The sequence below is a fragment of the Streptomyces caeruleatus genome, assembly GCF_001514235.1.
In the GTDB taxonomy this organism is placed as follows: domain Bacteria; phylum Actinomycetota; class Actinomycetes; order Streptomycetales; family Streptomycetaceae; genus Streptomyces; species Streptomyces caeruleatus.
On sequence record NZ_KQ948931.1, the window covers coordinates 407,062 to 433,728 of the forward strand.

Annotated in this window: 25 protein-coding genes; 18 read left to right on the forward strand and 7 right to left on the reverse strand. The window is 73.7% G+C overall.

Going from position 1 to position 26,667, the window contains the following annotated elements; genetic code table 11:
• Window positions 1-91: 91 nt before the first annotated feature.
• Together AQJ67_RS25455 and AQJ67_RS25460 are read right to left on the reverse strand one after the other, a co-directional pair.
• Window positions 92-730 carry a DUF305 domain-containing protein gene (locus AQJ67_RS25455; protein WP_062721432.1) on the reverse strand — a complete coding sequence of 213 codons (639 nt, stop codon included), beginning with the start codon at window positions 728-730 and terminating at the stop codon, window positions 92-94.
• 88 nt (window positions 731-818) lie between these two features.
• On the reverse strand, window positions 819-1,298 hold the full coding sequence (locus AQJ67_RS25460) for a DUF6153 family protein (protein WP_062721434.1): 480 nt from the start codon (window positions 1,296-1,298) through the stop codon (window positions 819-821).
• Window positions 1,299-1,468: 170 nt separating this feature from the next.
• Here AQJ67_RS25460 and AQJ67_RS25465 point away from each other — a divergent pair, with 170 nt between their 5' ends.
• From AQJ67_RS25465 to AQJ67_RS25490, 6 genes are all read left to right on the forward strand, one after another.
• Entirely contained in the window at window positions 1,469-1,882 is a 414-nt protein-coding gene (locus AQJ67_RS25465) for a hypothetical protein (RefSeq protein WP_062721436.1), read from the forward strand.
• 56 nt (window positions 1,883-1,938) lie between these two features.
• Entirely contained in the window at window positions 1,939-2,538 is a 600-nt protein-coding gene (locus tag AQJ67_RS25470) for a class F sortase (protein WP_062721631.1), read from the forward strand.
• Window positions 2,539-2,583: 45 nt separating this feature from the next.
• On the forward strand, window positions 2,584-3,075 hold the full coding sequence (locus AQJ67_RS25475; protein ID WP_062721444.1) for an RNA polymerase sigma factor: 492 nt from the start codon (window positions 2,584-2,586) through the stop codon (window positions 3,073-3,075).
• Window positions 3,059-3,586, forward strand: coding sequence for a hypothetical protein (locus AQJ67_RS48660; protein ID WP_062721451.1), 528 nt, complete (start codon window positions 3,059-3,061; stop codon window positions 3,584-3,586). Before AQJ67_RS25475 ends, AQJ67_RS48660 begins: the two co-directional genes overlap by 17 nt.
• Before the next feature lie 125 nt (window positions 3,587-3,711).
• Window positions 3,712-4,086: a VOC family protein gene (locus AQJ67_RS25485; RefSeq protein ID WP_062721633.1), complete on the forward strand. Its 375-nt coding sequence runs from the start codon at window positions 3,712-3,714 to the stop codon at window positions 4,084-4,086.
• Window positions 4,087-4,147: 61 nt separating this feature from the next.
• Window positions 4,148-4,690 (forward strand): GNAT family N-acetyltransferase, encoded by a 543-nt coding sequence (locus tag AQJ67_RS25490; protein WP_062721452.1) that lies wholly within the window; start codon window positions 4,148-4,150, stop codon window positions 4,688-4,690.
• Window positions 4,691-4,728: 38 nt separating this feature from the next.
• Here the strand turns inward: AQJ67_RS25490 and AQJ67_RS25495 are convergent, their stop codons facing one another.
• Window positions 4,729-5,706, reverse strand: a complete 978-nt coding sequence (locus AQJ67_RS25495) for an expansin EXLX1 family cellulose-binding protein (protein WP_062721454.1) — start codon at window positions 5,704-5,706, stop codon at window positions 4,729-4,731.
• Between the two features lie 352 nt (window positions 5,707-6,058).
• On the opposite strand from AQJ67_RS25495, the gene AQJ67_RS25500 reads away from it, so the two are divergent.
• The 8 genes from AQJ67_RS25500 to AQJ67_RS47790 all read left to right on the forward strand — a co-directional run bounded on the left by AQJ67_RS25500 (window position 6,059) and on the right by AQJ67_RS47790 (window position 16,384).
• On the forward strand, window positions 6,059-7,531 hold the full coding sequence (locus tag AQJ67_RS25500; RefSeq protein WP_062721456.1) for a hypothetical protein: 1,473 nt from the start codon (window positions 6,059-6,061) through the stop codon (window positions 7,529-7,531).
• Between the two features lie 55 nt (window positions 7,532-7,586).
• Window positions 7,587-8,849 carry an AAA family ATPase gene (locus AQJ67_RS25505; RefSeq protein WP_062721458.1) on the forward strand — a complete coding sequence of 421 codons (1,263 nt, stop codon included), beginning with the start codon at window positions 7,587-7,589 and terminating at the stop codon, window positions 8,847-8,849.
• Window positions 8,846-10,216: a vWA domain-containing protein gene (locus AQJ67_RS25510; protein WP_079056157.1), complete on the forward strand. Its 1,371-nt coding sequence runs from the start codon at window positions 8,846-8,848 to the stop codon at window positions 10,214-10,216. The genes AQJ67_RS25505 and AQJ67_RS25510 overlap by 4 nt, the downstream gene beginning before the upstream one ends.
• Before the next feature lie 152 nt (window positions 10,217-10,368).
• On the forward strand, window positions 10,369-11,019 hold the full coding sequence (locus AQJ67_RS50765) for a hypothetical protein (RefSeq protein WP_062721460.1): 651 nt from the start codon (window positions 10,369-10,371) through the stop codon (window positions 11,017-11,019).
• A 223-nt stretch (window positions 11,020-11,242) separates the two neighbouring features.
• Entirely contained in the window at window positions 11,243-13,519 is a 2,277-nt protein-coding gene (locus AQJ67_RS25520) for an MMPL family transporter (protein WP_062721463.1), read from the forward strand.
• 398 nt (window positions 13,520-13,917) lie between these two features.
• Window positions 13,918-15,213: a sensor histidine kinase gene (locus AQJ67_RS25525; protein ID WP_062721465.1), complete on the forward strand. Its 1,296-nt coding sequence runs from the start codon at window positions 13,918-13,920 to the stop codon at window positions 15,211-15,213.
• A gap of 116 nt (window positions 15,214-15,329) precedes the next feature.
• On the forward strand, window positions 15,330-16,025 hold the full coding sequence (locus AQJ67_RS25530; protein WP_062721467.1) for a TetR family transcriptional regulator: 696 nt from the start codon (window positions 15,330-15,332) through the stop codon (window positions 16,023-16,025).
• A gap of 197 nt (window positions 16,026-16,222) precedes the next feature.
• A complete protein-coding gene (locus AQJ67_RS47790) occupies window positions 16,223-16,384 on the forward strand; it encodes a hypothetical protein (protein ID WP_159058825.1) in 162 nt (53 codons plus the stop codon).
• Between the two features lie 48 nt (window positions 16,385-16,432).
• Here the strand turns inward: AQJ67_RS47790 and AQJ67_RS25535 are convergent, their stop codons facing one another.
• The 3 genes from AQJ67_RS25535 to AQJ67_RS25545 form a co-directional block, all read right to left on the reverse strand.
• Window positions 16,433-17,821 carry a cryptochrome/photolyase family protein gene (locus AQJ67_RS25535; RefSeq protein WP_062721469.1) on the reverse strand — a complete coding sequence of 463 codons (1,389 nt, stop codon included), beginning with the start codon at window positions 17,819-17,821 and terminating at the stop codon, window positions 16,433-16,435.
• Between the two features lie 15 nt (window positions 17,822-17,836).
• On the reverse strand, window positions 17,837-19,384 hold the full coding sequence (locus AQJ67_RS25540; RefSeq protein WP_062721471.1) for an SDR family oxidoreductase: 1,548 nt from the start codon (window positions 19,382-19,384) through the stop codon (window positions 17,837-17,839).
• Window positions 19,385-19,620: 236 nt separating this feature from the next.
• Window positions 19,621-21,300, reverse strand: coding sequence for an MFS transporter (locus AQJ67_RS25545; RefSeq protein WP_063807364.1), 1,680 nt, complete (start codon window positions 21,298-21,300; stop codon window positions 19,621-19,623).
• A gap of 134 nt (window positions 21,301-21,434) precedes the next feature.
• On the opposite strand from AQJ67_RS25545, the gene AQJ67_RS25550 reads away from it, so the two are divergent.
• Complete coding sequence (locus tag AQJ67_RS25550; protein WP_062721473.1) at window positions 21,435-22,193, forward strand: TetR/AcrR family transcriptional regulator; 759 nt, start codon at window positions 21,435-21,437, stop codon at window positions 22,191-22,193.
• A 100-nt stretch (window positions 22,194-22,293) separates the two neighbouring features.
• Here AQJ67_RS25550 and AQJ67_RS49545 read toward each other — a convergent pair whose 3' ends face one another.
• Window positions 22,294-22,497, reverse strand: a complete 204-nt coding sequence (locus AQJ67_RS49545) for a response regulator transcription factor (protein WP_062721481.1) — start codon at window positions 22,495-22,497, stop codon at window positions 22,294-22,296.
• Window positions 22,498-23,074: 577 nt separating this feature from the next.
• Here AQJ67_RS49545 and AQJ67_RS25560 point away from each other — a divergent pair.
• The 3 genes from AQJ67_RS25560 (at window position 23,075) to AQJ67_RS25570 (ending at window position 26,628) form a co-directional block, all read left to right on the forward strand.
• Complete coding sequence (locus AQJ67_RS25560; protein ID WP_062721483.1) at window positions 23,075-24,781, forward strand: amidohydrolase; 1,707 nt, start codon at window positions 23,075-23,077, stop codon at window positions 24,779-24,781.
• An 84-nt stretch (window positions 24,782-24,865) separates the two neighbouring features.
• Window positions 24,866-26,125, forward strand: a complete 1,260-nt coding sequence (locus AQJ67_RS25565) for an arsenic transporter (RefSeq protein WP_062721485.1) — start codon at window positions 24,866-24,868, stop codon at window positions 26,123-26,125.
• Between the two features lie 5 nt (window positions 26,126-26,130).
• A complete protein-coding gene (locus AQJ67_RS25570) occupies window positions 26,131-26,628 on the forward strand; it encodes a universal stress protein (protein WP_062721487.1) in 498 nt (165 codons plus the stop codon).
• The last annotated feature ends 39 nt before the right edge of the window (window positions 26,629-26,667 follow it).

The following is a 26,667-nucleotide window of genomic DNA, read 5'->3' on the forward strand; positions in this document are numbered from 1 at the left end:
CCCGCCCGGCCCGCGTCGTACTCGTGGGCCGGGCGGGTCCTAGGGCGTCGTGTCAGCCCGGTCAGGGCTTACGTGAACGCTCAGCGGTGCGTCAGCTGCCGTTCTCGCCGAGCAGCTTGTTCATCTCCTCGATCTCGGCGGTCTGGGCGGTGACGACGTCGTCGGCCAGCTCGGTCGCGGGGCGGTACCGGCCCTTCGCCTCCTCGTCCTCGGCCATCTCCACCGCGCCTTCGTGGTGCTCGACCATGAGGGTCAGGAAGAGGGTGTCGAAGGCCTTGCCGGAGGCCTCGGACAGCTTGTCCATGTCCTCCTGGTCCATCATCCCGGCCATACCGGAGCGACCGGAGTGACCGGAGTGACCGGAGTGGTCCATGCCGGGCGCGGCCGACGGCACGTCCTCGCCCCACGTCCTCAGCCACCCGGTCATCTTCCTGATCTCCGGGTCCTGGGCCTTCTCGATGCGTGCGGCGAGGCCCTTGACCTGGGCCGAGGAGGCGCGGCCGGCGGCAAGCTCCGCCATCTGGAGGGCCTGCTGGTGGTGGGGGATCATGCCCTGCGCGAAGGAGACGTCCTGCGCGTTGTGCTCGTCGGGAGCGGCGGCCGGGGACTCGTCACCATCGCATGCGGCGAGGACGAGGGCGGCGGTGACGGCCGTCGCGGCCAGGGCGGCGCGACGGGTCAGGGTACGGGTACGGGTACGGGTACGGGTACAGGTACAGGTACGGGTCATGCTGAGAACTCCTGCGTATACGTGAGGTACGGACATGGCTGAGTGCCGTGCGCCCGCAGGTGACGGGGACGGACGGCTCGGCCTTGTCCTAGGTCCGCAGGATCTGGAGTTCGGCCAGCGAGGGAGGGGCGCGCCCGCCCTCAGTCGTGGCCCTCGCGGAACGGCGGTCGAGGTCGCCGGCGACCGCCGCGCCGCCCGGATCGGGTGCCAGGGCGGGCAGCACGGGGCCCGCGCCGACGGCACCGGAGGCGCAGGTCGGATCGGCGTGCTGGGCGTGGCCGCCGCCCGGGGCGGATCCGTGGCAGGCCGTTTCGTCGGTCATCGCCGTCGTACGGCTGCCCATGGTGGGCGCGGTGGCGGGTGCGGACGCGGGTGCGGACGCGTGATGCGGTGAGGCATGAGAGGCGTGCGAGGCGGGTGAGGCGTGCGAGCCGGCCGCGACCGTGCCGCCGGGAGCGAGCGCGTGCATCCCGAACAGTCCGGCGAGCAGCCCGAGCAGCAGAAGCACGCGCCACGGTCCCGCCATCGGGAGCCGCGGCGCACGGTGGTGCTGTGCACGGGCCGTCACGCCCTCATCGTACGAAGGCCGCGCGGGGCCCGTTCACCGCCCCGGCCTCCGGGGCGACTTTGCCATCTCTTTACAACCGGTCCCGCTCCCGCGTCGTCTCTCCGCTCGACCCGTCACCCAGCCCGCCCGGTACGGCAGTGCCGCGCGGACCGACGAAAGAGAGCTCACCGATGCGCCGAAGCGTCCTCAGCGCCCTGGCCCTGACCTGCACGGCTCTGTTCGCGACCGCCGTGCCCGCGGTCGCCCACAGCAGCACCTCGCCGACCTCGGTCCCCAGCCCGACGGCCACGGTCCCCTCGGAGACGGCTGTCCCGACGCCGAGCGCGGAGCCGACCCGTCCGCCGACCGCCGTCCCGTCCAGCCCGTCGGAGACCTCGGTGCCCTCGGCCGAGCCGACCCGGGCGCCCGGAGGCGGCCAGGTCTCCGTCGTACCGTCCGGAGCGCCCGACACCGGCGAGGCGGCGGGCACTTCGGACTCGGGGAACGAGCGGGCCGGGCTGTTCGGCGCGGGCGCGGCGGCGGTGCTGGTCGCCGGGGGCGCGACGGCCTTCGTCGTACGGCGTCGGCGGGCGACCGGGGCGTGACGCCGCCGGCGACGGGCCCGCGGCCCCTGTCCAGGCGGGCGTTCGCCACGGCGGCGATGGCGTCGCTGCTGGTGGGCTGCGCCGGCCAGGAAGCGGAACAGCAGGGCGCGACCGCGGGTTCGCGGCGGCGCAGGGGCGCGGACGAGGCCGGTGCGGACCGCACGCCCGCCCCGTCGGCGAACTCGGCGCGTGCGCTGGGCCGTTCCGCCCCGGTGCGGCTGCGGATCCCGGCGATCGAGGTCGACACCCCGGTCATCCGGCTGGGCCTGGCGCCGGACGGCACGGTCGAGGTGCCGCCGATCACGGCCGACGACCGGGCGGGCTGGTACCGGCACTCGCCGACGCCGGGCCAGGTCGGCCCGTCGGTGATCCTCGGACATGTCACGGTGGGCGCCTACGGGGACGGGGTCTTCCGCGACCTGGGCCGGCTCCGCCGCGGCGAGCGGATCGTGGCGGTCAGGAAGGACGGCAGCTCGGCGGAGTTCACGGTCAGTGCCGTACGGACCGTCGCCAAGGCGGACTTCCCGGCGGACGACGTCTACGGGGACGTGGACCGTCCGGAGCTGCGGCTGATCACGTGCGGGGGGCCGCGGGAGGGCGAGGAGTACCGGGACAACGTGATCGTGTTCGCGAAGCTGAGCGCCACGTCCTCGTGAGCGCCCGGTATCCGTCCACCTGACCATGGAGAGCGTTGGAGAGCGTTGAAACGGTCCCGAGACAAGGCGGCGTCCGAGCTGTTCGCCGCCCTCTACCCGCGCCTGGCCGGCTGGTGCCGCCGTCTCGTCGACGACGACGAGACGGCCCACGAGATCGCCTCCGAGGCCTTCACCCGGCTCTGGGCCCGCTGGAGCCGGGTGGAGGAGCCCCGCGGGTTCCTCTACGTCACGGCGGCCAACCTGGTCCGGGACCACTGGCGCAAGCTGGAGCGCGAACGGCGGGCGGTGCGCCGGGCCTCCACGGAGGCGGCGATCACCCCCCACACCGAGCAGGCGGACCCGTCCGTGCGCCTGCTGGTCCAGTCCCTGCCCGAACGCCTCCGTACCCCGATCCTCCTCCACTACTACGCTGACATGCCGATCCGGGAGGTGTCCGTGCTGACCGGACGTAAGGAAGGAACCGTCAAGGCCGACCTCCACGCGGCCCGCGAACTGCTCCGCGTCCACCTGAGGAGAAGCCTTGACCACACGCTTTGACGACGAGGCGGACGACCCGGAGTTCGCCCCCGACGACCCCCTCGCGGTGATCCTGGCCCCCTCCTCGGACCACCTCGCCCCACCCCCCGGCAGCTACGAGACGATCCGCCGCAGGGCGACCCGCCGACGCCTGGTCCGTACGGCGATCGGCGCGGGCGCGACCTGCGCCGTGGCCCTTCTGGTGGCCCTGCCGCTCCACCTGGGCACGTCCGACGGCCCCGCGACCCCCGCACCCCCGCTCGCCCCGCCCCCGGTGACCGACCGTACGACGCCCCCCTCCCCGTCGGCGGTCCCCAGCCCCTCGGCGTCATCGCCCCGAACCACCTTGCCCACACCGACCGTTCCACCGCGGACCCCGACCGCCGAACCCACGCAGACCTCCGGTATCGAGGTGTCCCGGACCCCGAGCAGCCCGGCGGTGCCGACCGCCGCGCCGTCGGTGACGCCGACGAGGGAAGTCACGCCGAGCGAGCCGAGCGAGCCGAGCGAGACGGGCGCGACCCGGCCGTAGCGTCGACGTGCTCGGGCGACAACTCCCGTGGCACCGCTGCCGTGCACCACTACGGTGGGGGCGGGCCGCGGATCGAGTTCGGCTGCCGTGGCGCGGAACCGGGCGACGAGCGAGAGGTGTCGGAAGTGATTCGAAAGTTGCAGGCGGTCGCGCTGGACTGTGCCGATCCGCTGCGGCTCGCCGAGTTCTACGCGGAGCTGCTCGGCGGCCGGGTGGTCGCGGACCCCGAGGCGCCCGAATGGGTCGAGGTGCACGGGTTCGAGGGGACGCCGCTGGCCTGTCAGCGGGCGGAGGGCTACCGGCCGCCCGAGTGGCCCGGCCAGGAGCGTCCGCAACAACTCCACCTGGACTTCGACGTGGACGACCTCGACGCGGAGGAGAAGCGGGCGCTCGCCCTCGGCGCGACCGTGCTGGAGCGCACGGACCAGATCCGTCCGGAGGCCAACTGGCGGATCTACGCGGACCCGGCCGGCCATCCGTTCTGCTTCTGCCTGCACTGAGCCCGGCGAGGGTCCGGCTATTCGTTTGCCGCAGGTCGGCCCGGTCGGATAGGAAGCCTGCATGCTGAAGGGCGAGAAGGTCGGGCTTCGGGCTCGGCACGAGGACGACATACCGGTCCTGCGGGCCGAGCTCTACGACGACGTGGTCAACGCCTCGCGTGCCGAAGGCGGACCGTGGCGGCCGATCACCCCCGGCTTCAAGGATCCGCGGCTCGTGGTGGACGACACCAAGGAGGCGTCCGTCCCCTTCTCCGTGGTGGAGCTGGCCGGCGGCACCCTGGTCGGCACGGCGACGCTCTGGGGCATCGACCCGCACAACCGGTGCGCGCACATCGGTCTTGGCCTGCTGCCGTCCTCGCGCGGCAAGGGCTACGGCACCGACGTCGTCGCGGTGCTGTGCCACTACGGGTTCGTCGTGCGCGGCCTCCAGCGGCTCCAGATCGAGACGCTGGCGGACAACACCGCGATGCTGCGCTCCGCCGAGCGCAACGGCTTCGTCCGCGAGGGCGTCCTGCGCTCCTCGGCCTGGGTGATGGGCGAGTTCCTGGACGAGGTCCTGCTCGGGCTGCTCGCCCAGGAGTACCAGGAGGGGAAGCGGGCCTAGGACAGGCCCTGCTTACCGGCCGCTTACCGGCCGACGGGTCAGTGCGCCGCGAACTGGACCCGTGTCGGCTGCACGACGTCCGGGCGTAGCGCGATCCCCTCGACCGTCAGCGTCTCCCCGTAGATGTCCGTGAGCCTGAGCGCGCCCCCGCAGCCGCTTCCCTGCTCGGAGAGGAAGTAGTTGTAGGCGGTGCGCGGCAGTTGGCGCCAGGCGCCGCCCGCGTCACGGACCTCCAGGCGGGCCAGCGGGTTGCGGTGGTCCAGGGCCTGGATGCCGCACCAGTGGACGCTGGAGCCGGCCTTGTAGCGGATGGCGACCTTGTCGGACGTGTCCGGGCTCAGCAGGGTCCAGGTGACCGGTATGCGACCGGCCGAAGGGGCCGCGAGCTTGGCGAACGCCTGGGCGCTGAGGTCGAGTTGGCCGGGCGCGCAGGGCAGCGGGCACTCGTTGGTGATCCGGACCGTGACCGAGGCCCCGTTGGCCGCGCGGACCAGGACGTGCGCCCCGCAGGCCTTGGACGTCTCGTAGTCGGTGTGGTTCATCGCCGCCGTCATCACGTCGTCGGTGGGGCCGTACAGACAGGCGCCGTCGCCGTCGCCGATGTCGTAGAAGGTCGCGACTCCCTCGTAGTCGGTGCCGGGGCGGATACGGCCCGCCAGGGGCGCCGAGCCCGAAGCGCGCTGCGGGGTGGTGGACTTGGCCGCCGAGTCCGCCGCCGCGGTGGCGGGTGTGCGGGGCGGCGGGGTGGTCCTCTTGGCGCCGGCGGTCGGGGACGCCTTGGACGGTTTCGGTTTCGGTTTCGGTTTCGGGGTCGGTCTCGGACTCGGTGTGGTCCGCGGGGGTGTCGACCGGCTGTCCGCGGTGGGCGCGGTCGTGGTGTGACCGGCCGTGGACGTGCCGTCGGGGCGCAGGGCCATGAGCAGGGACGCTGCGAGAGCGACCGCCGCCACGACGACCGCGGGGACGAGAGCGCCGCGCCACTTGCTGGGGGACCGGCGGTGGGAAGGGGATGCCACGGGGGAGTCCTTACGGGGAGGGAGTCGTCCGTGTGTCAGTGGTCGCCGGGGGACGAAAGGTTGCCGGGGGAGCTGACACGTTCCGGGGAGGCTGACAGGTTCCGGGGAGGCTGACAGGTTCCGGCAACGCTGAAAGGCTGTCGGGGACGCTGAATGGCTGTCGGGGACGCTGAATGGCTGCCGGGGACGCTGAATGGCAGCCGGGGACGCTGAAGGCTGCCGGGTTCGGGGCGTCGCCGCCCCCGGAACGGAAAATCCCTCGCGTCCCGGCGCGCGCGGCGTTACGCTCGCCCGCGATGACGACTCATTCTGTTGCCAGATTGGGGGTCCCGTCCGCGCAAGGTGAGTGCTGATGGGCACTCAGATCGCGAACGGGGATTCCCGGCCCTCCCACTCCCCAGGGCCTTTCGAGCTTTCCTTCTGGCCGCGCGTGCGCGAGTTCGCCGTGCCGGCCCCCATGATCGAGACCGCCACCGCCCGCCGACTGGCCGGCGACTGGGCGGGAGCGTGCGCCGCCGCCGGTGTCGACGTCGATCTCAACCTGCGTTCCGTCGCGCGCGATCACGGCCGGGACCTCGCCGCCCGTGTCCGGGACGACCTACGGCACCTCGCCCCCGACCTGCTGCGCTGGCACCTGCCGAGGATCGCCCCCGACGGCCTGCTGCGGCCGGGGCTGACCCTCGCTCTGGCCCGGTACGGCGGCGGGGCGCGGGACGCCGGACGCGCGGTGCACCTCGTGGTGCGCACCGCACCGGCGTGGGCCGACGCCGGGCAGCGGATCAGCCTCGCTCTGTGGACCGGGGGCGGCTCCCGGGGCGTGCCCCCGCCGCCACACCCGCATGGCCCGCATCCACACCCCCACCCCCACCCCCACCCCCACCCCCGCCCCAGTCGCAGGTTCCGGCTCGATCTGCACCGGCATCTGTGGGATGCGCGCAGGGCCGGTGAGCTGCGGATCCGGGCCGGGGACGGACTGGATCCGGGGCTGGTGGGGGCCGTGCCCTCGGACGGGCGCCGCTGTGCCGTCGACCGCTGGGCCGACGAGGCGCGGATACTGCTGCGCGCCGAGGGCCGGCCGGTCGGGCCCGTGCTCGTGCGGCTGGGCGGTCGGCACCGGCTGGTCCTGGAGGGGCTCGCGGACGAGGGCGGACCGCGGGTCGTGGCCGCCGCGAAGGGGCGTACGACCGCGCTGCCGGTGCTGCCCGACGCCGCGACCTGGGTCCTGCCCGACCTGGAGCTGCTGCGGGCCGGGGCCGTCGAGGCCGGGCGGCTCCATCCGCTGGTCGCCTCCGCACTCGTAACGGAAACGGAAGCGGAAACGGAAGCGGAAACGGAAGCGGAAACGGGCCCGTACCCGGCGCCCGGGTCGACCGGGTCACCAGGGCAGCCGCGTTCCGTGGACTGCCGGGGCGCCCGGCACCGGATCGGTCTGGTCGACGGCGTACTGGCTCCCCTGGACCACGACGCCGCCGAGATCCGCCGCGAGGAACTGCTCACCGCCCTGACCGGCACGCCCCTGCCCTGCCTCCAGGCCATCGACGAGGCGCACCGGCATCCGGAGTGCCTGCCCGACGTACGCGAACGGCTCGACCACGGTGACATCGCCGGAGCGCTGGCTGTCGTCGAGGGGCTGCTGGGCCCCGCGGCGGTGCTGCGGGACGGTGCGCTGCGGGAGGAATTGGAGGCGGCCGCGCGGCGGCGCATCACGTACGGGCTGTTCAGGGCGGGGCTGATCGGGCCCGGACCGGCGCGGGTCCGCTACGACGAGCGCGGCCGGCCGCCCCGCCTCCAGCGCACGCCCGCCCGGCACGCGACCCGGCCCTGACCCGCGCCCACGCGCCACTCCTTCTTTCCCTTCCTGACCCCCAAAGGTGACCCATATGCCCACACGCACCCAGCCCTCCTCTGCCTCTTCCTCTGTCTCCCCCGTGTCCCAACTCGACGTAGCCGCAGACCTGTTGGCCCTCCTCCGCGACACCACGACCGAACCCCGCCCCGACGAACAGCTGGAGGCCCTCACCCTGGCCGTGGCCGCCGACCTGCCCGTGCTGCTGTGGGGCGAACCGGGGATCGGCAAGACCGCCGCGCTCACCCAGCTCGCCGCGGCCCTGGAACTTCCGCTCACCACCGTGATCGCGAGCGTGCACGAGCCGTCCGACTTCTCCGGGCTGCCCGTCGTCGGGGACGACCCGGCGGAACAGGGTGTGCCCATGGCTCCGCCGGACTGGGCCGTACGGCTGGTGAAGGCCGGGCGGGGGCTGCTGTTCCTGGACGAGTTGTCGACCGCGCCGCCGGCGGTGCAGGCGGCGCTGCTGCGGCTCGTGCTGGAGCGGAGGATCGGCGCGTTGCGGCTGCCGCCGGGGGTACGGATCGTGGCCGCCGCCAATCCGCGCTCCTCGGCGGCCGACGGGTGGGAGCTGAGCGCGCCGCTGGCCAACCGGTTCGTGCACCTTCAGTGGACGCACGACCACGAGGTCGTCGTACGGGGACTCGGCGGGACCTGGCCCCGGGCGACGCTGCCGCGGCTCGATCCGCAGAAGCTGGCGGGGGCGGTCGAGTTCGCTCGTCGTGCCGTCGGCGGGCTGCTCTCGGGGCGGCCGGGGCTGGTGCACCGGCTGCCCAGCAGTGAGACACGGCGGGGCGGGCCGTGGCCCTCGCCGCGGAGCTGGGAGATGACGCAGTGTCTGGTCGCGTTCGCCACGGCGGCCGGGGCCTCCCGGGAGGTGCTCTCCCTGCTGGTGCGGGGCACGGTGGGGGACGGTCCGGGGCTGGAGCTGCTGGCGAGCGTGGACCGGATGGACCTGCCGGATCCGGAACTGCTGCTCGCCGATCCGTCGGCCGCCGAGCTGCCCGAGCGGGGTGACCTGCGGCAGGCCGCGCTGGACGGTGTGGTGGAGGCGGTGCGGGCACGTCCGGACCGGGCCCGCTGGGACGCCGCGTGGGCGCTGCTCGTGCGGGCGGTGGAGACCGGGGCGCCGGATCTGGTCGTCGTCCCCGCGACCACGCTCGCCTCCCTGCGTCAGGAGGACTGGGACGTACCGGCGTCGATCGAGCGGCTCGCCGGAGTGGTCACCCTGTCCCGGCGGGCGGACCACGTGGCGGCCCGGACGGCCACGGCGGCGGCGAAGGCGGGGCGTCGATGAGGGGGGAGGAGGCGGGGGCGGTGCGGGAGACGTCGCGGAAGACGTCGCGGAAGACGTCGCGGAAGACGTCGCGGGAGACGTCGCGGGAGACGTCGCGGGAGACGTCGCGGGCCCCGGAGCCGGGGCCCGCCGGGGGCAACCCCGCCCCCCTGAACCGAGACAAGCTCTTCGCCGCCCGGCTGCACGCCGCCAGGGTCCGCCCCTACCTGGCGACCGCCCTGTTCGCGCTGCACGTCGTCGAGTCGCGACGGGTGCCGACGATGGCGGTCGACCGGCACTGGCGGTGCTATGTGTCGCCGGGGTTCGTGGCGCGGACGCCGGTGGAGGAGTTGGCCGGGGTGTGGGTGCACGAGGTGTCGCATCTGCTGCGGGACCACCACGGGCGCGGCGACCGGGTGGCGCGGGAACGTGGGCTGAGCGGGCCGGGGGAGCGGCTGCGGATGAACATCGCCGCGGACTGCGAGATCAACGACGACGTGTACGGGGACGGGCTGGCCCGGCCCGAGGGGGCCGTCGAGCCGGCGACGCTGCTGTTGCCCGAGGGTGAGCTCATGGAGGACTACCTGCGTCAGTTCCGGCTGGGGCCGCGGACCCAGGACCTGGCCTGGCTGGACTGCGGCAGCGGCGCCGACGGGCTGGAACGGGAGTGGGACCTGGGGGCGGACGGCGCGCACGGGCTCAGCGCGCAGGAACGGGACGCGGTCCGGTTCCGGGTCGCGCAGGGCATCACCGGGCGTCCGGGCAGCGCCTCGCAGGGATGGCAGCGGTGGGCGGAGGAGGCGTTCCATCCGCCGCAGCCCTGGCGGGAGTTGCTGGGCGCGGCCGTACGGTCGGCCGCCTCCGGTCCCGGCGCCGGTGAGGACTACACGTACGGCCGCCCGTCGCGCCGCGCCGCCTCGGTGCCCGGCGCCGTCCTGCCGAGCCTGCGCCGCCGCCCGCCCCGCGTCTGCGTCGTCATCGACACCTCCGGCTCGGTCAGCGACGCCGAACTGGGCAGCGCGCTCCTGGAGATCGCCGCGATCTCCCGGGCCGTCGGCGGGCGCCGGGACCTGGTCAGCGTGGTGCCGTGCGACGCGGCGGCCGGGGGCGTGCACCGGGTGTGCCGAGCTGAGGGGATTCCGCTGGTCGGAGGCGGGGGAACGGATCTGCGCGCCGGTTTCGCCAGGGCGCTGCGGGCACGCCCTCGGCCCGATGTCGTCGTGGTCCTGACGGACGGTCAGACCCCGTGGCCAAGCGAACGGCCGCCCTGCCGGACGGTGGTGGGCCTGTTCCCGCGTCGGCACACCTACCGGCCCTACGACGAGGACGATCCCGAGTACGTGCCGGACCGGCCGCCCGCGTGGGCACGGGTGGTCGACATCGGGTAGGCGGTTGGCGGTTGGCGGTCAGCGGTCGGCAGCGGGGCAGTGGATGCCGTAGAGCCGCAGATAGGGCTTGCGTAACCTTGGTCGCGTCCCTGGCGGCAGCCATGGGCGGGGGGAACACCAGTCACCCGAGCGGATCCGAAGGACCAGCGAACGTGTCGTTGAAGATCAGCCGTCCCGGGGTCGCCGCCCTGGCCGCCCTCATGGCGGCGCTCATGGGCCTCGCCGCGACAGGACCGGCCGCGGCGGCTACCACCTCGCAGACCAGTCCGCAGACCACCTCGCAGACCACCTCGCAGACCACCTCGCAGACCAGTCCGCAGACCAGTCCGCAGACCAGTCCGCAGACCACCCCGCAGACCACCCCGCAGACCACCCCGCAGACCACCCCGCAGACCATCACCACGACGTCCACGGCCCTGCCCGGCCAGACGCCCGCCATACCCACCGAGTTCGTCGACTTCTCCACCAGCGCCCTCGTCGCCGACGACGCGAGCCACGAGGTCACCGTCACCTACCGCAACGACTCGTCGGCGGACCGGACGGTCGCCCCGCAGCTCCTCGTGGAGTCGCCCGACGGCGGGCCGTTCCTGAAGCCGGCCGACGTCCGCGTCGAGCGGCGCAGTGCGACCGGCTGCTGGGAGGCCGTGGAACTCGGCACCCAGACCGGCACCTTGTACACCGACCTCGTCACCGCCCAGCGCACGCTGCACGCGGCCGACACCCTCACCGAGGTCTACCGGATCACCGCCCTCAACTCCGAGGCCGAGGGCACCGTGCACCCGAGGGTCGCCCTCTACGGCTGAGCCCCGGCCGGGCCACGGGCCGCCACCGGCGCGCCAGGGACAGGCGGCGGACGGGCGTCGTACGACCGACGTCCGCCGCACCTGGTCCCTTGGGTGGACCCTTTGCCCCGCCCGTACTGCGTTCTGAGTACCGGCGATTGTCGGCAGCCGCACGACGACACGGCACACCCGCTCCCGAGAGTCTGGGCTCACGTTCGAGTCCCAGATGTGGAGACCCCCTGCCGTGGCTACTTTCCTGTATCGAGTGGGCCGTCTGGCCTTCCGGCGACGCTGGTACGTCGCCCTGGTCTGGGCGGCCGTGCTGGCCGCCGTCGGACTGGGGGCGCTGAAGGCCCCGGGCGCGGCCGACGAGGAGTTCTCGATGCCGGGCATCGAGTCGCAGAAGGCGTTCGACCTGATGGAGGAGCGCTTCCCGGGCGCGAGCGCCGACGGCGCCACCGCGCGGGTCGTGTTCGTCGCGCCGGGCGGTGAGAAGGTGACCGCCACCGAGAACAAGAAGGCCGTCGAGGAGGCCGTGGCCGAGCTGGGCCAGGGGGCGCAGGTCGCCGCGGCCGTCGACCCGTTCCAGGCGCGGGCCGTCAGCGAGGACGGTACGACCGCGTACTCGACCGTCACTTACAAGGTCGGCGCCAACGACCTCACCGACGCCAGCAAGACGCATCTGACGCAGACCCTCGCGCAGGCCCGGGACTCCGGGCTGACCGTCGAGGCCGGCGGGTCCGCCATGGACGGCGGTGGCGGCCCCGGCGGGGCGGCCGAGGTCATCGGCGTCGCCATCGCCGCGGTCGTCCTGCTCGTCACCTTCGGGTCCCTCGCCGCCGCCGGGCTGCCGCTGCTGACCGCGATCATCGGCGTCGGCGTCAGCATGGCCACCATCCTGGCCCTGTCCTCCGCCCTCGGCCTGTCCACCACGACCGGCACGCTCGCCATGATGCTGGGCCTCGCGGTCGGCATCGACTACGCCCTGTTCGTCGTCTCCCGGTACCGGGAGGAGCGCGCCAAGGGCCGTACGCCGCAGGAGGCGACCGGGATGGCGGTCGGTACGGCCGGTTCCGCGGTCGTCTTCGCCGGGCTCACCGTCGTCATCGCGCTGGCCGGCCTCTCGGTCGTCGGCATTCCGATGCTCACCAAGATGGGGCTGGCCGCGGCGGGCGCGGTCGTCGTCGCCGTACTCGTCGCGCTGACGCTCGTCCCCGCGTTCCTCGGGTTCTGGCCGAACGCCGTGCTGTCCAGGCGGGCCCGCAAGAGCGGCCGGGTGGAGGAGGAGGCCGCCGAGAACGGCGGTACCCGCTGGGCGCGGTTCGTGCTGCGCCGGCCCCTGCCCGTGCTGCTGCTCGGCGTCGTCGGACTCGGGGCGCTCGCCGTGCCGATGACCGACCTTCAGCTGGGCATGCCCGGCGACGAGGCCAAGGCGACCTCCACCACCGAGCGGCGGGCCTACGACGCGCTGGCCGACGCCTTCGGGCCGGGCTTCAACGGGCCGCTCACCGTCGTCGTGGACGCCAGGGGCGACGAGGACGCCAAGGGCGCCGTCACCGCGATATCCGAGCAGATCGGCGGCACCAAGGGCGTCGTGTCCGTCTCCCCGGCCCGCTTCAACGAGGCCGGTGACACCGCCGTGTTCTCCGTCGTGCCGTCCACCGCGCCGACCGACGAGAAGACCAAGGACCTGGTGACGACCATCCGGGGCGAGCGGGCCGGGGTGGAGGCCGAGACGGGGGCGACCTTCGAGGTCACCGGCACCACCGCGATGAACATCGACATCGCCGACAAGGTGCAGGCCGCGCTGGTGCCGTATCTGATCGTCGTGGTCGGTCTTGCGATCGTGCTGCTGCTCGTGGTCTTCCGGTCGCTGCTCGTCCCGCTGAAGGCGGCCCTCGGCTTCCTGCTCTCGGTACTGGCGTCCCTCGGCGCCGTGGTCGTGGTGTTCCAGCAGGGGCACGGCGCCGAACTGCTGGGCGTGGAGCAGACCGGGCCGATCATGAGCCTGATGCCGATCTTCCTGGTCGGCATCGTCTTCGGACTCGCCATGGACTACGAGGTCTTCCTCGTCTCCCGGATGCGGGAGGCGTACGTCCACGGAGAGCCGGCCCGGCAGGCGGTCACCTCCGGCTTCCGGCACAGCGCCCGCGTGGTCGTGGCCGCCGCCCTGATCATGATCGCGGTCTTCGCCGGGTTCATCGGCGAGAGCGACTCCATGATCAAGATGATCGGGTTCGGGCTCGCCTCCGCCGTCCTGTTCGACGCCTTCGTCGTACGGATGGCGATCGTGCCGGCCGTGCTCGCCCTGCTCGGCGACAAGGCCTGGTGGCTGCCGAAGTGGCTGGACCGGATCCTGCCCCGGGTGGACGTGGAGGGGGAGGCACTCAGCCGACGCTCCGAGCCGCAGGAGCGGGAGCAGGAGCGGGAGCAGGAACAGGAACAGGAGCAGGAGCAGGCGGACGCGGAGGCTGGGGCGGATCCGGCCCGGGCGGCGGACCTGGACGTGGCGCGCGCCTGATCTGGTGGGCGTGGCTGAGGGGCGGGTGCGCCTGATCCGGTGGGCGTGGCTCGATGGGTGGGCGCGCCTGATCCGGTCGGCGTGGCTGACGGGCGGGCGCGCCTGATCCGGTCGGTGCGGCTGACGCGCGGGCGCACCTGATCCCTCCGCCCGGCCCGAACTGACCGCCCACCCCCCCCCACAGGGACTGGTCCCTTCCCCACAGGGACTGGCCCCTTCCCCACAGGGACTGGTCCCTTCCCCACAGGGACTGATCCCTCCGCCCGGCCCGAGCCGACCGCCCCACCCCGCCCCACCCCCCCACAGGGACCGCCCGTGACCAAGGACACGGGCAGTCCCGGCGGCCGTTCGTACCGCGGGCGTCCACCATGGACCGAGCCCACCGACCGGAGAGCACCATGACCACCAGCCCGGAGCGGCGCTACGCGGACCGCATCGAGGAGTTCTCGGACCGCCACCCCTTCGCCATCGACGCGGTGCTGGTCATGGCGCTGATGGGCTGCGCGACCCTCGGCAGCATGCTCACCCTGCCCGGCGCCGAACCGCCGGACCAGGACCGGACCGCCACCGCCCTCATGGGCCTGTCCTGCCTCTCCCTGCTGAAGCACCGCACCCACCCGCGCGTCGCCGTCGTCGTCTCCGGGCTCTGTGCGGCGACCGTGGTCGGACTCGGATACCTCCTGACCCCCCTGCTGCTGGCCCCCGTCATGGCGGCGCTCTACTGGCTGGCCACCCTCACCGACCGCCGGACCACCCGCGCCTACGGCATCACCACCCTGGTGGGGGTGATCGTCGCGGCGGCGTTCTCCGACTCCATGGAGCACATCTCGCTGCTGCTCAGGACGCTCGGCCCGCTGTTCTGGCTGCTGCTGCCGCTGGCCGCCGGCAACATGACCCGGCTGCGCCGCGCCTACCTGGCCGCGGTGCAGGCCCGTGCCGAGCACGCCGAGCGCACCCGGGAGGAGGAGGCCCGGCTACGGGTCACCGAGGAGCGCATGCGGATCGCCCGCGAGCTGCACGACGTCGTCGCCCACCACATGGCGCTGGCCAACGCCCAGGCCGGCACGGCCGCGCACCTCGCGCTGACCAGCCCCGAGCAGACGAAGGCGATCCTCACCGACCTCACCGGCACCACGTCGTCCGCGCTGCGCGAGCTGAAGGCCACGCTGGGGCTGCTGCGGCAGAACGGCGACCCGGACTCCGCCCCGCTGGAGCCCTCGCCGGGGCTGGCCCGGCTGCCCGAGCTGGTCTCGGCGTGCGCGTCGGCCGGGCTCAAGGTCACGGTCACCACGGACGGCGAACCCCAGCACCTGTCCCCCGGCGTCGACCTGACCGCCTACCGGATCGTCCAGGAGGCGCTCACCAACGTCACCAAGCACGCCTCCACCCAGGCCGCGAACGTCCGGTTCGAGTACACCGGGTCCCGGCTGACGATCACCGTCAGCAACGACGGTCCGGTCGCCGCAGGGGCCACCGCGCCCTCCTTGTCCTCCTTGTCCTCCGCGTCCTCCGCGTCCTCCGAGCCCGACGCCGCGCGGAGCCAGGGCTTCGGCGTCATGGGCATGCGCGAGCGCGCCCGCTCCATCGGCGGCGACCTGTGCGCCGGGCACCGTCCCGAGGGCGGCTTCGAGGTCACCACCGCACTGCCGCTCCAGCCGTACGCGGCCGAAGCGGGTGGGCCTGCGCCCGCGTAGGGTCGCTGGGCTTGCGCCCGGGTCGGGTGCGTGGGCCCGCGTGCGAGAATGCGGGTCCGCTCCTCTCTGTCGCCCGCCCGCCCGCCCGCCCGTCCGCCCGATCCAGCGAGGTTCCCGTGGCCAAGCCCGTCGCCCGTGAGCCCTTGCGCCGCAACTCGAGGGCCAACCGGGCACGCATCCTGGCCACGGCCCGCCGTGAACTCGGACGGAATCCCGACGTCACGCTGGAGGAACTGGCGCGAGCCGCCGGTGTCGTACGGCGCACTCTCTTCGGCCACTTCCCGGGGCGCGAGGCGCTGTTGGAGGCCCTCGCCGAGGAGGCCGCCGAGAGCCTGCGGGGCGCGCTGGCGGCCGGGGTGCCGTCCGCGCGGGACGAGTCCGCTGAGCTGTCGCTCGCCCGCCTCGCGTTCTCGATGTGGCCCGTCGGCGACCGCTACCGCCTGCTCCTGGCCCTGGCCCAGCGCGACCTGGGCGCGCACCGCGTTGCCGAGGTCCTCGCCCCGGCCCGTGCGACAGCCACGGCCATCCTGGAGCGCGGGCAACGCGACGGCGTCTTCCACACCCATCTGCCCGCCGCCGCGCTGAGCGCCGTCCTCGAAGCGATGACCGTCGCGCTGCTGGAGTCGGTCAACGACGGCGTCCTGGAAGACGACGGCGCCCGCACCGCCATCGCCACGCTCATCGCGGCCGGGGTGCCGGAGGCGCGGGCGTGTGAGGTGGCCGAGGCTGTTGCGGCTACGGCGGCGGTGGCGGAGTCGGCGGTGGCGGAGTCGGCCGTGGAGCCGGGGGCGGCGGCGACTGAGCTGCGGTGACGCGCCGTTGGTCCGTCAGTCCGCTGGCCGGAGTCTCACTCGCGCGTCCGTGGCACCGGTTCCTGCCTGTCGGTCGCGGGCCGGACATAGCTGCGCCAGCATGTACAGGGCGGGAGCACGCTGGTAGGGGGCGGTTTTCGTTCCTCCGCCGCAGGTCAACACCGCAGCGAGCATCGGAGTCGCTGTTCCGGGTACAGATGCTCACCGATGACGAGAGGCTGAGCCGGGCTGCGCAGGTGGTGTTGCCGGACATTACGGCACTGTCCAAGAAGGACAGCAGAACCGAACTCGACGAGGCCAGGGTACGGACCCGTGACGACATCGACCGGCTGGTCAGAGCGGCCAAGCTAAATCTCTGAGGCGAAAGCAGCCGCACTCGCGGAGGTGGTTCGCTTCCGGCCGTCCGGTCAGCTGCCTCCCCTCCTCGCCCCACCCCGCCCCTCCCCGAACCTCACCGCCGCCACCCCCAGGTCCACGATCGGGGCGGGATAGTCCAGGCCCGCACGGGCCGCTTCGTCGAGATGTGTAAGGCGGTGGAGCGTTCCGGCGTCGAGGTGGCGCAGTTCCGGGAGCCAGCGGCGTACGTACTCCCCGGTGGGGTCGAAACGGCGGGCCTGGGCGAGGGGGTTGAGGAGGCGGTTCGGGCGGGTGTCTGTGCCGGTGCCGGCGGTCCACTGCCAGTTGAGCTGGTTGTTGGCGATGTCGCCGTCGACCAGCAGGTCCAGGAAGTGGCGGGCGCCCACCCGCCAGTCCACGTAGAGCGTCTTGGTGAGGAAGCTCGCCGCGAGCAGCCGGGCCCGGCCCGGCATCCAGCCCTCGTGGCGCAGCTGCCGCATGCCCGCGTCGACGACGGGGTAGCCGGTGCGGCCCTCCTGCCACGCTTCGACTTCCCCGGGGGCGTGGCGCCAGCGGTCGTGCCGGGGGCGGTAGTCGTGGGCGGCCGTTTCGGGACGGGCCGCCAGGACCTGGTGGTGGAAGTCCCGCCAGGCGAGCTGGCGGACGTAGGCGTGCGACCCGGCGTTGTCCTGGGCGCGGGCCCGGTGCAGGAGTTCGGTGGGGGACAGACAGCCGAAGTGCAGATACGGCGAGAGCCGCGAGGTCGCGTCGGCGGCCAGGTCGTCGTGCCGCTCGTCGTAGGCGGACAGCGGTCCGGACAGCCATGACCGCAGCCTGCGCCGCGCCTCGGACTCCCCTCCGGCGGGCAGACCGGGCGACGGGGAGCCGACCGCGAGGGAATCGGCGCCGGGCAGGTCCGCCGAGGGCACGTCGGGCACCCGTACGGTGTGCGGCGCCCGCAGGACGCCCCGCACGGAGAAGCTCTCCCAGCGGCGGAAGTACGGGGTGAAGACCGCGAAGTGGTCCTTGCCGCCGCCCGAGGGTGTCAGCGCCCCCGCCGGTACGGCCGTCAACGAGGCGTCGTGCACGCGCAGTTCACGCCGGTCGCCGGCCAGTGCCGCGCGGAGCCGTTCCTCGCGCCGTACCGCGTACCGGCTCACCCCGCCCGCGAGGTGCACGGCGTGGGCGCCGGTCTCCGCCGCCACCCGGCAGGTCTCCTCGACCACGTCCCCGAGCCGCACCACCAGCCGGCCGCCCCGCTCCCGCAGGGCCGCGTCGAGGTCGGCCAGGCTGTCGGCCAGGAAGGCCGCGCGGTTGGGCACGGCGAAACCGGCGCGGCGGATGCCGGTGTCGACGACGAAGAGCGGGACCACGCGTTCCGCGTCTCGCAGAGCGGCCCGCAGCACCGGGTTGTCGTGCACCCGCAGGTCCGCGGTGAACAGGGCGACGGAGACGCGCACGGTTCCTCGATCCCGTCAGCGGGTGCGGGCCGGTTCAGCGGCGGCCGATTCGGCCTCGGCCGCGGCCGCGATGTTGCGGGCCATGCCGCCGAAGACCGCGGAGTGGAACGGGGCCACGCCCCACCAGTAGGCGTGCCCGGCCAGGCCGTGCGGATGGAACAGGGCCCGCTGCCGGTACACCGCGCCCCCTCGTGGACCCGGGTCGACGGTCATCTCCAGCCAGGCCAGGCCCGGCAGCCGCATCTCCGCGCGCAGCCGCAGCAGCCGGCCCGGCTCGATCTCCTCCACTCGCCAGAAGTCCAGGCTGTCGCCGACCCGCAGCCGGGTCGCGTCCCGACGGCCCCGGCGCAGGCCGACACCGCCCACCAGGGTGTCCAACCAGCCGCGCAGGGACCAGGCCAGCGGCGCGGAGTACCAGCCGTTCTCGCCGCCGATCGCCTCCACCACCCGCCACAGCGCCTGCGGCGACGCCGCGACAGTCCGCCGGCGGTCATCCGTGTAGAGGCTGCCGCCCGCCCAGTCCGGGTCGGTCGGCAGCGGGTCGCTGGGGGCGCGGGGCGTCGACGCCGAGGACCATCGGGTGGCCACGTCGGCGTCCCGCACGCGCCGCAGAGCCAGCCGGATCGCCCGGTCGAGGGTGACCGGCCCCCCGGGTGGCTCCGGCACGTACCGGACGATGTCCCGCTCGGCGCAGACCACCTCGTGCTTCAGGGACTCGACCAGAGGGCGGGCGAGAGCGCCCGGGACCGGGGTGACAAGGCCGACCCAGAGGCTGGACAGCCGGGGAGTGAGCAGCGGAACGGGGACGATGACGCGTTTCGGCAGCCCGGCGACGACGGCGTACCGCCGCATCATCTCCTCGTACGTGACGACATCCGGCCCGCCGATGTCGAAGGCTCGGTTCACGCCGCAGGGCAGCCGCGCGCACCCCACGAGGAGGCGGAGCACGTCGCGGACGGCGATCGGCTGGATGCGGGTGCGCACCCAGCTCGGGGTCACCATCACGGGAAGCCGTTCGGTCAGATACCGCAGCATCTCGAAGGACGCCGAACCCGAACCGATGATCACGGCGGCCCGCAGTACGGCGGTCGGTACGCCCGAGGCCAGGAGGATCCGGCCCACTTCGGCGCGGGACCGCAGATGGGGTGACAGGGCGTCCTCGGGTACTCCGGACGGGCTCAGCCCGCCGAGGTAGACGATCCGCCGGATGCCGGCAGCACGCGCCTGCTCACCGAAGATCCTGGCCGCGCGCCGGTCGGTCTCCTCGAAACCCCGCCCGGTGTTCAGCGCGTGCACCAGGTAGTACGCGACGTCCGTTCCCTCCATGGCCGCGCGCACGGACGCCTCGTCCAGCACGTCCCCGCGCACGGCTTCGGCCTGCCCTGCCCACGGTTGGTCCCGCAGCTTGCCGGGTGAGCGGGCCAGACAGCGCACCGAGTACCCGGCCGCGAGCAGCTCCGGCACCAGCCTGCCGCCCAGGTAACCGGTGGCGCCGGTGACCAGACAGCGCAGCGGCCGGCCGTCGTCGGTGGAGCCGTCGTAGGTGGAGCCGTCGTCGCTCATGCCGGTCGCACGTCTGCCGGTCGAGTGCGCCTTGTCCGGCGACGGGCGGCGGACCGGGCCGCAGGAAATGTCATGGCTCTCATGTCTTCCCGGGACGTGCCCCCTCCGAGGGGCTCTGTCGCTGTTCCCTGAGGCCATGCTTGGGTCCGGAGGCGAGCACCGCAACCTCGCGGTGGGGCGAACACTCCGGGGCCGTGCGCCGCTCAAGGCACGGCCCGCTCCGGGGTGACGGCGTCTCAGGCGACGCCCGTGCGGGCCTCCTGGGCCTCCTGGGCCTCCTGAGCCTCCTGGGCCTGCGGCGCGTTCTCGGGGGCGCGCTTGTCGGTTTCCTTACGGCTTCCGGTTCCGCTTCCGCTTCCGCTTCCGCTACGGCTACGGCGGCCCGGCAGCACCGCGAGGACGATCAGCGTTCCGGCGGCCATGATGATGCCGCCGACCAGGCTGGTCTGGGCGACGCTGTGGGCGAAGGCCTCGTGGACGGCGTCGACCAGGGCCTGGGCCTGCTGGGCGCCGCCGGCCGGGTTCTTCGCGACCTCCTCGGCCACCGCGAGCCCGGCGCCGACCGAGTCCTTGGCCGTGTCCAGGGCCGAGGCGGGCAACTGCCCGCCGACCAGGTCGGTCAGCTCGTCCCGGTAGGCCGTGCCGAGCAGGGAGCCCAGCAGCGCGATGCCGAGGGAGCCGCCGAGTTCCATGGAGGTGTCGTTGGCGCCGCCGCCGACGCCCAGTTCGGACTCGGGGAAGGAACCCATCACGGTGTCGGTGGCGGGGGACACGCTGAGGCCGATCGCGAAGCCCAGCATCATCATCGGGGCCAGGAAGTCGGTGTACGTCGAGCCCTTGTCGACCTGGGTGAGCAGGAAGACGCCGGCGGTGCCGATGACCATGCCGGCCACGACCATCGCCTTCACCCCGAGCTTCGGGGTCAGCTTCCCGGTGACGGCGGCACCGAGGAAGACCGCTCCGGCCAGCGGCAGCAGCCGTACGCCGGTCTCCAGGGCGTCGTAGCCGAGGACGAACTGGAGGAACTGGGTGGAGTAGTAGATCGCGCCGAAGGTGCCGAAGAAGAAGAACAGCACCGCGATCATGGAACCGGTGAAGGGACGCAGCGTGAACTTGCGCACGTCCAGCATGGGGCTCGGGTGGCGCAGCTCCCAGGCCACGAACGCGAGGAGACCGACGCCGGCGACGACGGCCGCGGTGACCGGGCCGGCGCCCCAGCCGAAGTGCGGGCCCTCGATGGTGGCGTAGACGAGGGAGCCGATGGAGACGATCGAGAGCAGCCCGCCGATGTAGTCGATCCGGCCCATGCCGTTGGCCTTGGACGGCGGCACCAGTATCAGCGCGCCGACGACGGCGACGACGGCGATCGGCACGTTGATCAGGAACGTCGAGCCCCAGGCGTGGTCCTCCAGGAGCCAGCCGGCGATCAGCGGACCGACCGCGATGGCGAGGCCCGACGTGGCGCTCCAGGCCGTGATCGCCTTGCCGCGCTCGGCCCTCGGGAACGTCGCCACGAGCAGGGACAGGGTGGCCGGCATGACGACGGCGGCACCGACGCCCATGACCGCGCGTGCGGTGATGACCAGCGCCGTCTCGTCGACCAGGCTGCCCATCACCGACCCGCCGGCGAAGATCAGCAGACCGGTGACCAGGGCACCGCGACGGCTGTACTTGTCGCCGATCGCGCCCAGTACGAGCATCAGCGCGGCGTACGGGACGGTGTAGCCGTCGATCACCCACTGCAGGTCGCTGCTGCCGAGGTTCAGGTCCCGGGTCATGTCGGGCGCGGCCACGATCAGCGACGTGTTGGCCATCACGACGATCAGCAGGCTCAGGCAGAGCACGAGCAGGGCCCACCAGCGGCGTGTGTACGGCCCGGTCATCTTCTCTACGGGTGTGGAGGCAAGGAAGGGCACGGGGACTCCCAGGACAAGCGGGATGGGGGTGCGTTATTTGCACATCAGTGAGCAGACTAGTTTCTTGCCCGTCCATGTGCAAATATCGCGGTGCGCCACTTGTCCCACTTGCCCCCTCACTCCGAGGTCCCGACGTGACCAGCCCGACCACCGCCCCGCCACCCGCACGACAGCGCCGTAGGACGCCTGTCACGCGCGCCCGCATCCTGGGCGCGGCCCTGCGGGAACTGGGCCGCGACCCCGACTGCAGCCTCGGTGACATCGCCGAGTCGGCAGGTGTGGCGCGGCGCACCCTCTACACGCACTTCGCCGGCCGGGCGGCGCTGGTGGAAGGCCTCGCCGAGGACGCCGGGGCAGCGATACGCCGCGCCATCGCCGACGCGAGCGCCCTCGGCCCCCCGGGCGCTGACCTCGACTCCGACCTCGACCCCGACCTCGACCCCGACGCCGACCCCGACGCCGACCCCGACGCCGACCCCGACGCCGACCCCGCGAGTGCCCTGGCCCGCTTCGTCCTCACCCTGTGGCCGGTCGGCGACTGCTACCGCACCCTGATGGGCCTCGCCCGCCAGGACCTGGGCCCCCACCAGGTGAGCGACCTCCTAGCGCCGGCCCGTGAGACGGTCGCCGGCATCCTCGCCGAGGGGCAGCGCCGGGGCGTCTTCCACACCGTCGTTCCGCCCGGCCCGCTCAGCGGCGCCATCGAGGCCCACCTGCTCGCGCTCCTCGGCACCGTCAACTCCGGGATCTGGGCCGACGACGGCACGGGCGCCGCCACCGCCGCCCTGATCGCCGCCGGGGTCGACAGCGACACCGCCTCCGCCACGGTCCACCGACTGCACGCCACCACCCGGTTCACCACGCGGTTCCGTCCGCCCCACCGAGCCCACTGAGGAGGGCCCCGCCACGGCGGACGGCCTGAGCGCCCGCTTCTCCGGGAGCTCCGTCACTTTCCGGCCCGAGGTCGCGTGACCGACCGCTGGCCCCGGCGACCTACCTCTCCACGAAGAACGCCAGGTGCTCCGGCGCCGGGCGGAGCAGGCCGTCGCGGACGGCGAGGGCGGTGACCTCGGCGCGGGAGGCGGTGCCGGTCTTGCGGAGCAGGTGCTCGACATGGGTGTGCACGGTCCGCGGGGAGAGGAACAGGGCCTCGGCGATGGCCCGGTTGGTCTCGCCGGTGGCCGCGCGGGTGAGCACCTCCAGTTCGCGCGGACTGAGTCCGTACGGAACTCCCGCGGGTCCTCGCCGTCCGCGGAGATGGACGGCGGCAACTCCCGCTGTACGACATTGCGGTACCAGGGCGTCGCCACGAACTCACCGGCCAGGGCCTGCGCGGTCCCGGCGGCGTAGCCGATGCCCGCCAGCTGGACGTGGGCGCCGGTCAGCGGGTCCACGGTGAGCAGCGTCGCCGCGTCCAGGGGCAGGGCACGGGCGAGTTCGCGCAGGGCCTCGGCGCAGGCGGAGACGGTGTCGTGCTCGCGGGTGAGCATGCCGATGCGGGTGGCCGCCGCGATCTGGTGGTGGCTGAGCATACGAGCCTCCGGGGAGCGGCTCGGGACGGACCACGAGGGTCGAGGGAGCACGACGGTATCGGTATTTCTACGGATGGTGGAGTGGGGCGGGGCGGTCTTTCCTGGTCGGCACAGCCCGCCGACCCGCCGACCCGCCGACTCGCCGACTCGCCGACTCGCCGACCCGCCGACTCCCTGGGTCCCTGGGTCCCTGGGTCCCTGGGTCCCTGGGGCCCTGGGTCCCGATCCCGAAGGAAGCCCCCATGAGCCGCCTCGACGCGACACCCCCCACGCTCGTCCTCACCGGCGGCCAAGTCCTCACCGTCGACGGGGAGTTCACCGTCGCGGAGGGAGTGGCCGTGCGCGGCAAGGACATCGTGGCCGTCGGCAGTGACGCGCGGATGCGCGCGCTGGCCGGCCCCGGCACCCGGGTCGTGGAGCTGGCCGGGCGGACCGTGCTGCCCGGCATCAACGACTCGCATCTGCACGGGGCGGCGTACGGGATGACGAAGCCGCCGTTCGCCCTGGCCGTCGGCCACCCCGCGGTGGGCTCGATCGCCGACGTCGTCGCGGCCGTACGGCAGGCGGTACGGGCCGCCCGGCCCGGCGAGTGGATCGTCGGCCTCGGCTGGGACCCCGGCTACCTCGCCGAGTGCCTGGCCGACCCGCGCCGCTTCCCGCACCGCCGCGACCTGGACGCCGTCGCGCCGCACCACCCGGTCTGTCTGACCGACTTCTCCTCGCACATGGTGTGGGCGAACTCGGCGGCGTTGCGCCGCTGCGGCATCGACGCCGCCACGGTGGCGCCGGCGGGCGGCGTCATCGACCTCGACGCCGACGGGGCGCCCACCGGCATCCTGCGGGAGGCCGCCCAGCGCCTCGTCCAGGCCGCGCTGCCCGCCCCGACGATCGAGCAGCGCCGCCGGGCCGTCCAGGGTGTCGTCCGGGAACTGCACGCGCGCGGCATCACCAGCTACACCGAGCCCGGCCTCGGCCCCGGCGGCACCGGAACCCTCTTCGGCGGCCTGAGCACCGACAACTGGACCGCGTACGCCGAACTCGTGGCCGACGGTGAACTCGACGCCCGCGTCAGCGTGCTGCTGCTGCCCGCGCCCATGGGCGGCTCGGCCGACGACCTGCGCGAGGGGCTCGCGGAACTGCGGCGCCCGCGCTCGGCCGACCCCCGGCTGCTGAACGCGATCGGCGTGAAGATCTTCGCCGACGGAGTGCCGCCGAACCGGACCGCCTGGATGACCGAGCCCTACACGGGCGGCGGCCACGGCGCGCTCTGCGTGCACGGCGCCACCCCCGCCCTCCAGGTCGACGAGCTCCGGGAGATGATCCGCGTCGCCCACGAGGCCGGGTTCCAGCTCGGTGTGCACGTCACCGGCGACCGGGCCATCGACACGGTCGTCGACGCCTTCGCCGCAGCGCAGGCGTCCGCGCCCCGCCCCGACGCCCGGCACTACGTCATCCACGGCGACTTCATCGGCCCCGGCGGCCTGGCCCGGCTGGCCGCGCACGGCTACGGCGTCAACATGAACCCCGCCATCAAGTGGACCGTCTCCGACCTGATGGACGAGGTCGTGGGTCCGGAGCGGTCGGCCTGCCAGTGGCCGGTACGGGCCGCGGTCGAGGCCGGTGTCCGGGTGTGCGCGAGCTCGGACGCGCCGATCACCGAGCCCGACTGGCGGCAGGGCGTCGCCTCGATGATGCTGCGCGAGTCCAAGGCCACCGGCCGGCCGAGCGGCCCCGAGCAGTGCGTGCCGCTCGCCGACGCCCTGCGCGCCTACACCGCGACCCCGGCCTGGCAGGACTTCGCCGACGACTGGAAGGGCACGGTCGAGCCGGGCAAGGTGGCCGACCTGTGCGTCCTGGACCGTCCGCTCCTCGACCTCGACCCGCACGACGTCCCGGACGTCGAGGTCGACCTCACGGTGTTCGACGGGCGCGTGGTGCACGAACGCTGACCCGGCGGGGGATTCGGAAGCGCTTACCCGTGCGGAGTACCGTGCGGCGAGACCGCCGCCCGTGACCGCCCGTAAGGACCGAACCTGAACACCCCGCTCGCGGAGACCCTGTCCGTGGCCATGCTCGCACTGGTGCTGGTCTGCGCTGTCGTCCGTCCCTTCAACTGGCCGGAGGCCGTCGTCGCCGTACCGGCCGCGGCGCTCGTCGTGGCCACCGGGGCGATCTCCCCGGCCCACGCGCTCGACGAGGCCGAACAACTCGGCCCGGTGATCGGCTTCCTCGCGGCCGTCCTGGTCCTCGCCCAACTCTGCGACGACGAAGGGCTGTTCCAGGCCTGCGGGGCGTGGATGGCGCGTACGGCGGCGGGGCGGCCGCGCCGGCTGCTGGCGCAGGTCTTCCTGGCCGCTTCGGCGATCACGGCCGTACTGAGCCTGGACGCCACGGTCGTACTGCTCACGCCGGTGGTGTTCGCCACCGCCGCCCGGCTCGGCGCCCGCCCCAAACCGCACGTCTACGCCTGCACACACCTGTCCAACACGGCCTCCCTGCTCCTGCCGGTGTCCAACCTGACGAACCTGCTGGCGTTCGCGGCCAGCGGGCTCAGCTTCACCCGGTTCGCCGCGCTGATGGCGCTGCCGTGGGTGGCCGCGATCGTCGTGGAGTACGTGGTCTTCCGGCGCTTCTTCGCCACCGACCTGGACGCCGGGGCCCAGGCCCCGTCCACCGGGGACGCCCCCGAACTGCCGCTGTTCGCCCTGGTGACCGTCGCGTGCACGCTGGCCGGTTTCGTGCTGACCTCGGCGCTCGGCGTCGACCCGGCCTGGGCGGCGCTGGCCGGCGCGACGGTCCTCGGCGTACGGGCCCTGCTGCGGCGCCGTACGACGCCGAAGGCGCTGCTGCGGTCGGTCTCGGTGCCGTTCCTGGCCTTCGTCCTGGCGCTCGGGATCGTCGTCCGCGCGGTCGTCGACAACGGCCTCGACACGGCGTTGGGCCACCTGATCCCGGACGGCACCGGGCTGCCCGCCCTGCTCGGCATCGCCGTGCTGGCCGCCGTCCTGGCCAACGCGATCAACAACCTGCCCGCCGTACTGGTCCTGCTGCCGCCCGCCGCCGCGACCGGCCCCGGCGCCGTCCTCGCCGTGCTCCTCGGCGTGAACATCGGCCCCAACCTCACCTACGCCGGTTCGCTTGCCACCCTGCTGTGGCGGCGTATCGTGCACGCCCACGACGCGGAGGTGCGGCTGGGCGAGTTCACCCGGCTCGGCCTGTACGCCGTACCGGCGAGCCTGGGCGCCTCGGTGCTGGCACTGTGGGCGTCACTGGCCCTGATCGGAGGAGGCTGAGCCCTGTGGTGGTGGTCGTCTGGATCGTCGAGGGCACCTGGCCCGCCTGCGTGGACGCCGCCCGCCGGCACGCCCCCGCGGACGCCGAGGTCGTCCTGCTGCACGTCACCGGTCCCGATGCCGCGGACGCCGCCCACGGCGCCTTCGCCGGCCTCCTCGGCCGCGGCCACCCGGAACGCGATCCCGGCACCCGCGTCGAACACCTCGCCGCCGCCTCCGCCGAAACCCTCCTCCATGCCGCCGCCGACCGCCTCGCCCGCCCCTGCACCCGCCTCGAACGCACCGGCCGCGTCGAGCACGAGGTCGTCGCCGCGACAGACGGCGCCGACCTGCTGATCCTGGCCCGCGACGGCGACCGCACCCGCCTCGGCCCGCCCAGCCTCGCCCCGCCCAGCCGCTTCGTCGTCGACCACGCCCCCTGCCCCGTCCTCCTGGTCTGGCCGGAACCGGCCCCACCCGTGACGACACTGCCCCCTGCGCCACCGCGGCCTCCCGTGCCGTGACGGACGGTGGCTGAGTTGTTCAGCCCATCCGGCGTTTGA

Coding starts and splice junctions, on each gene's coding strand:
- AQJ67_RS25490 (WP_062721452.1), top strand. CDS start 4,148: ATGCTGAAGGGCGAGAAGGTCGGGCTTCGGGCTCGGCACGAGGACGAC.
- AQJ67_RS25505 (WP_062721458.1), top strand. CDS start 7,587: ATGCCCACACGCACCCAGCCCTCCTCTGCCTCTTCCTCTGTCTCCCCC.
- AQJ67_RS25500 (WP_062721456.1), top strand. CDS start 6,059: ATGGGCACTCAGATCGCGAACGGGGATTCCCGGCCCTCCCACTCCCCA.
- AQJ67_RS25525 (WP_062721465.1), top strand. CDS start 13,918: ATGACCACCAGCCCGGAGCGGCGCTACGCGGACCGCATCGAGGAGTTC.
- AQJ67_RS25470 (WP_062721631.1), top strand. CDS start 1,939: ATGGCGTCGCTGCTGGTGGGCTGCGCCGGCCAGGAAGCGGAACAGCAG.
- AQJ67_RS47790 (WP_159058825.1), top strand. CDS start 16,223: ATGCTCACCGATGACGAGAGGCTGAGCCGGGCTGCGCAGGTGGTGTTG.
- AQJ67_RS25465 (WP_062721436.1), top strand. CDS start 1,469: ATGCGCCGAAGCGTCCTCAGCGCCCTGGCCCTGACCTGCACGGCTCTG.
- AQJ67_RS25540 (WP_062721471.1), bottom strand. CDS start 19,384: ATGAGCGACGACGGCTCCACCTACGACGGCTCCACCGACGACGGCCGG.
- AQJ67_RS25510 (WP_079056157.1), top strand. CDS start 8,846: ATGAGGGGGGAGGAGGCGGGGGCGGTGCGGGAGACGTCGCGGAAGACG.
- AQJ67_RS25560 (WP_062721483.1), top strand. CDS start 23,075: ATGAGCCGCCTCGACGCGACACCCCCCACGCTCGTCCTCACCGGCGGC.
- AQJ67_RS25455 (WP_062721432.1), bottom strand. CDS start 730: ATGACCCGTACCTGTACCTGTACCCGTACCCGTACCCGTACCCGTACC.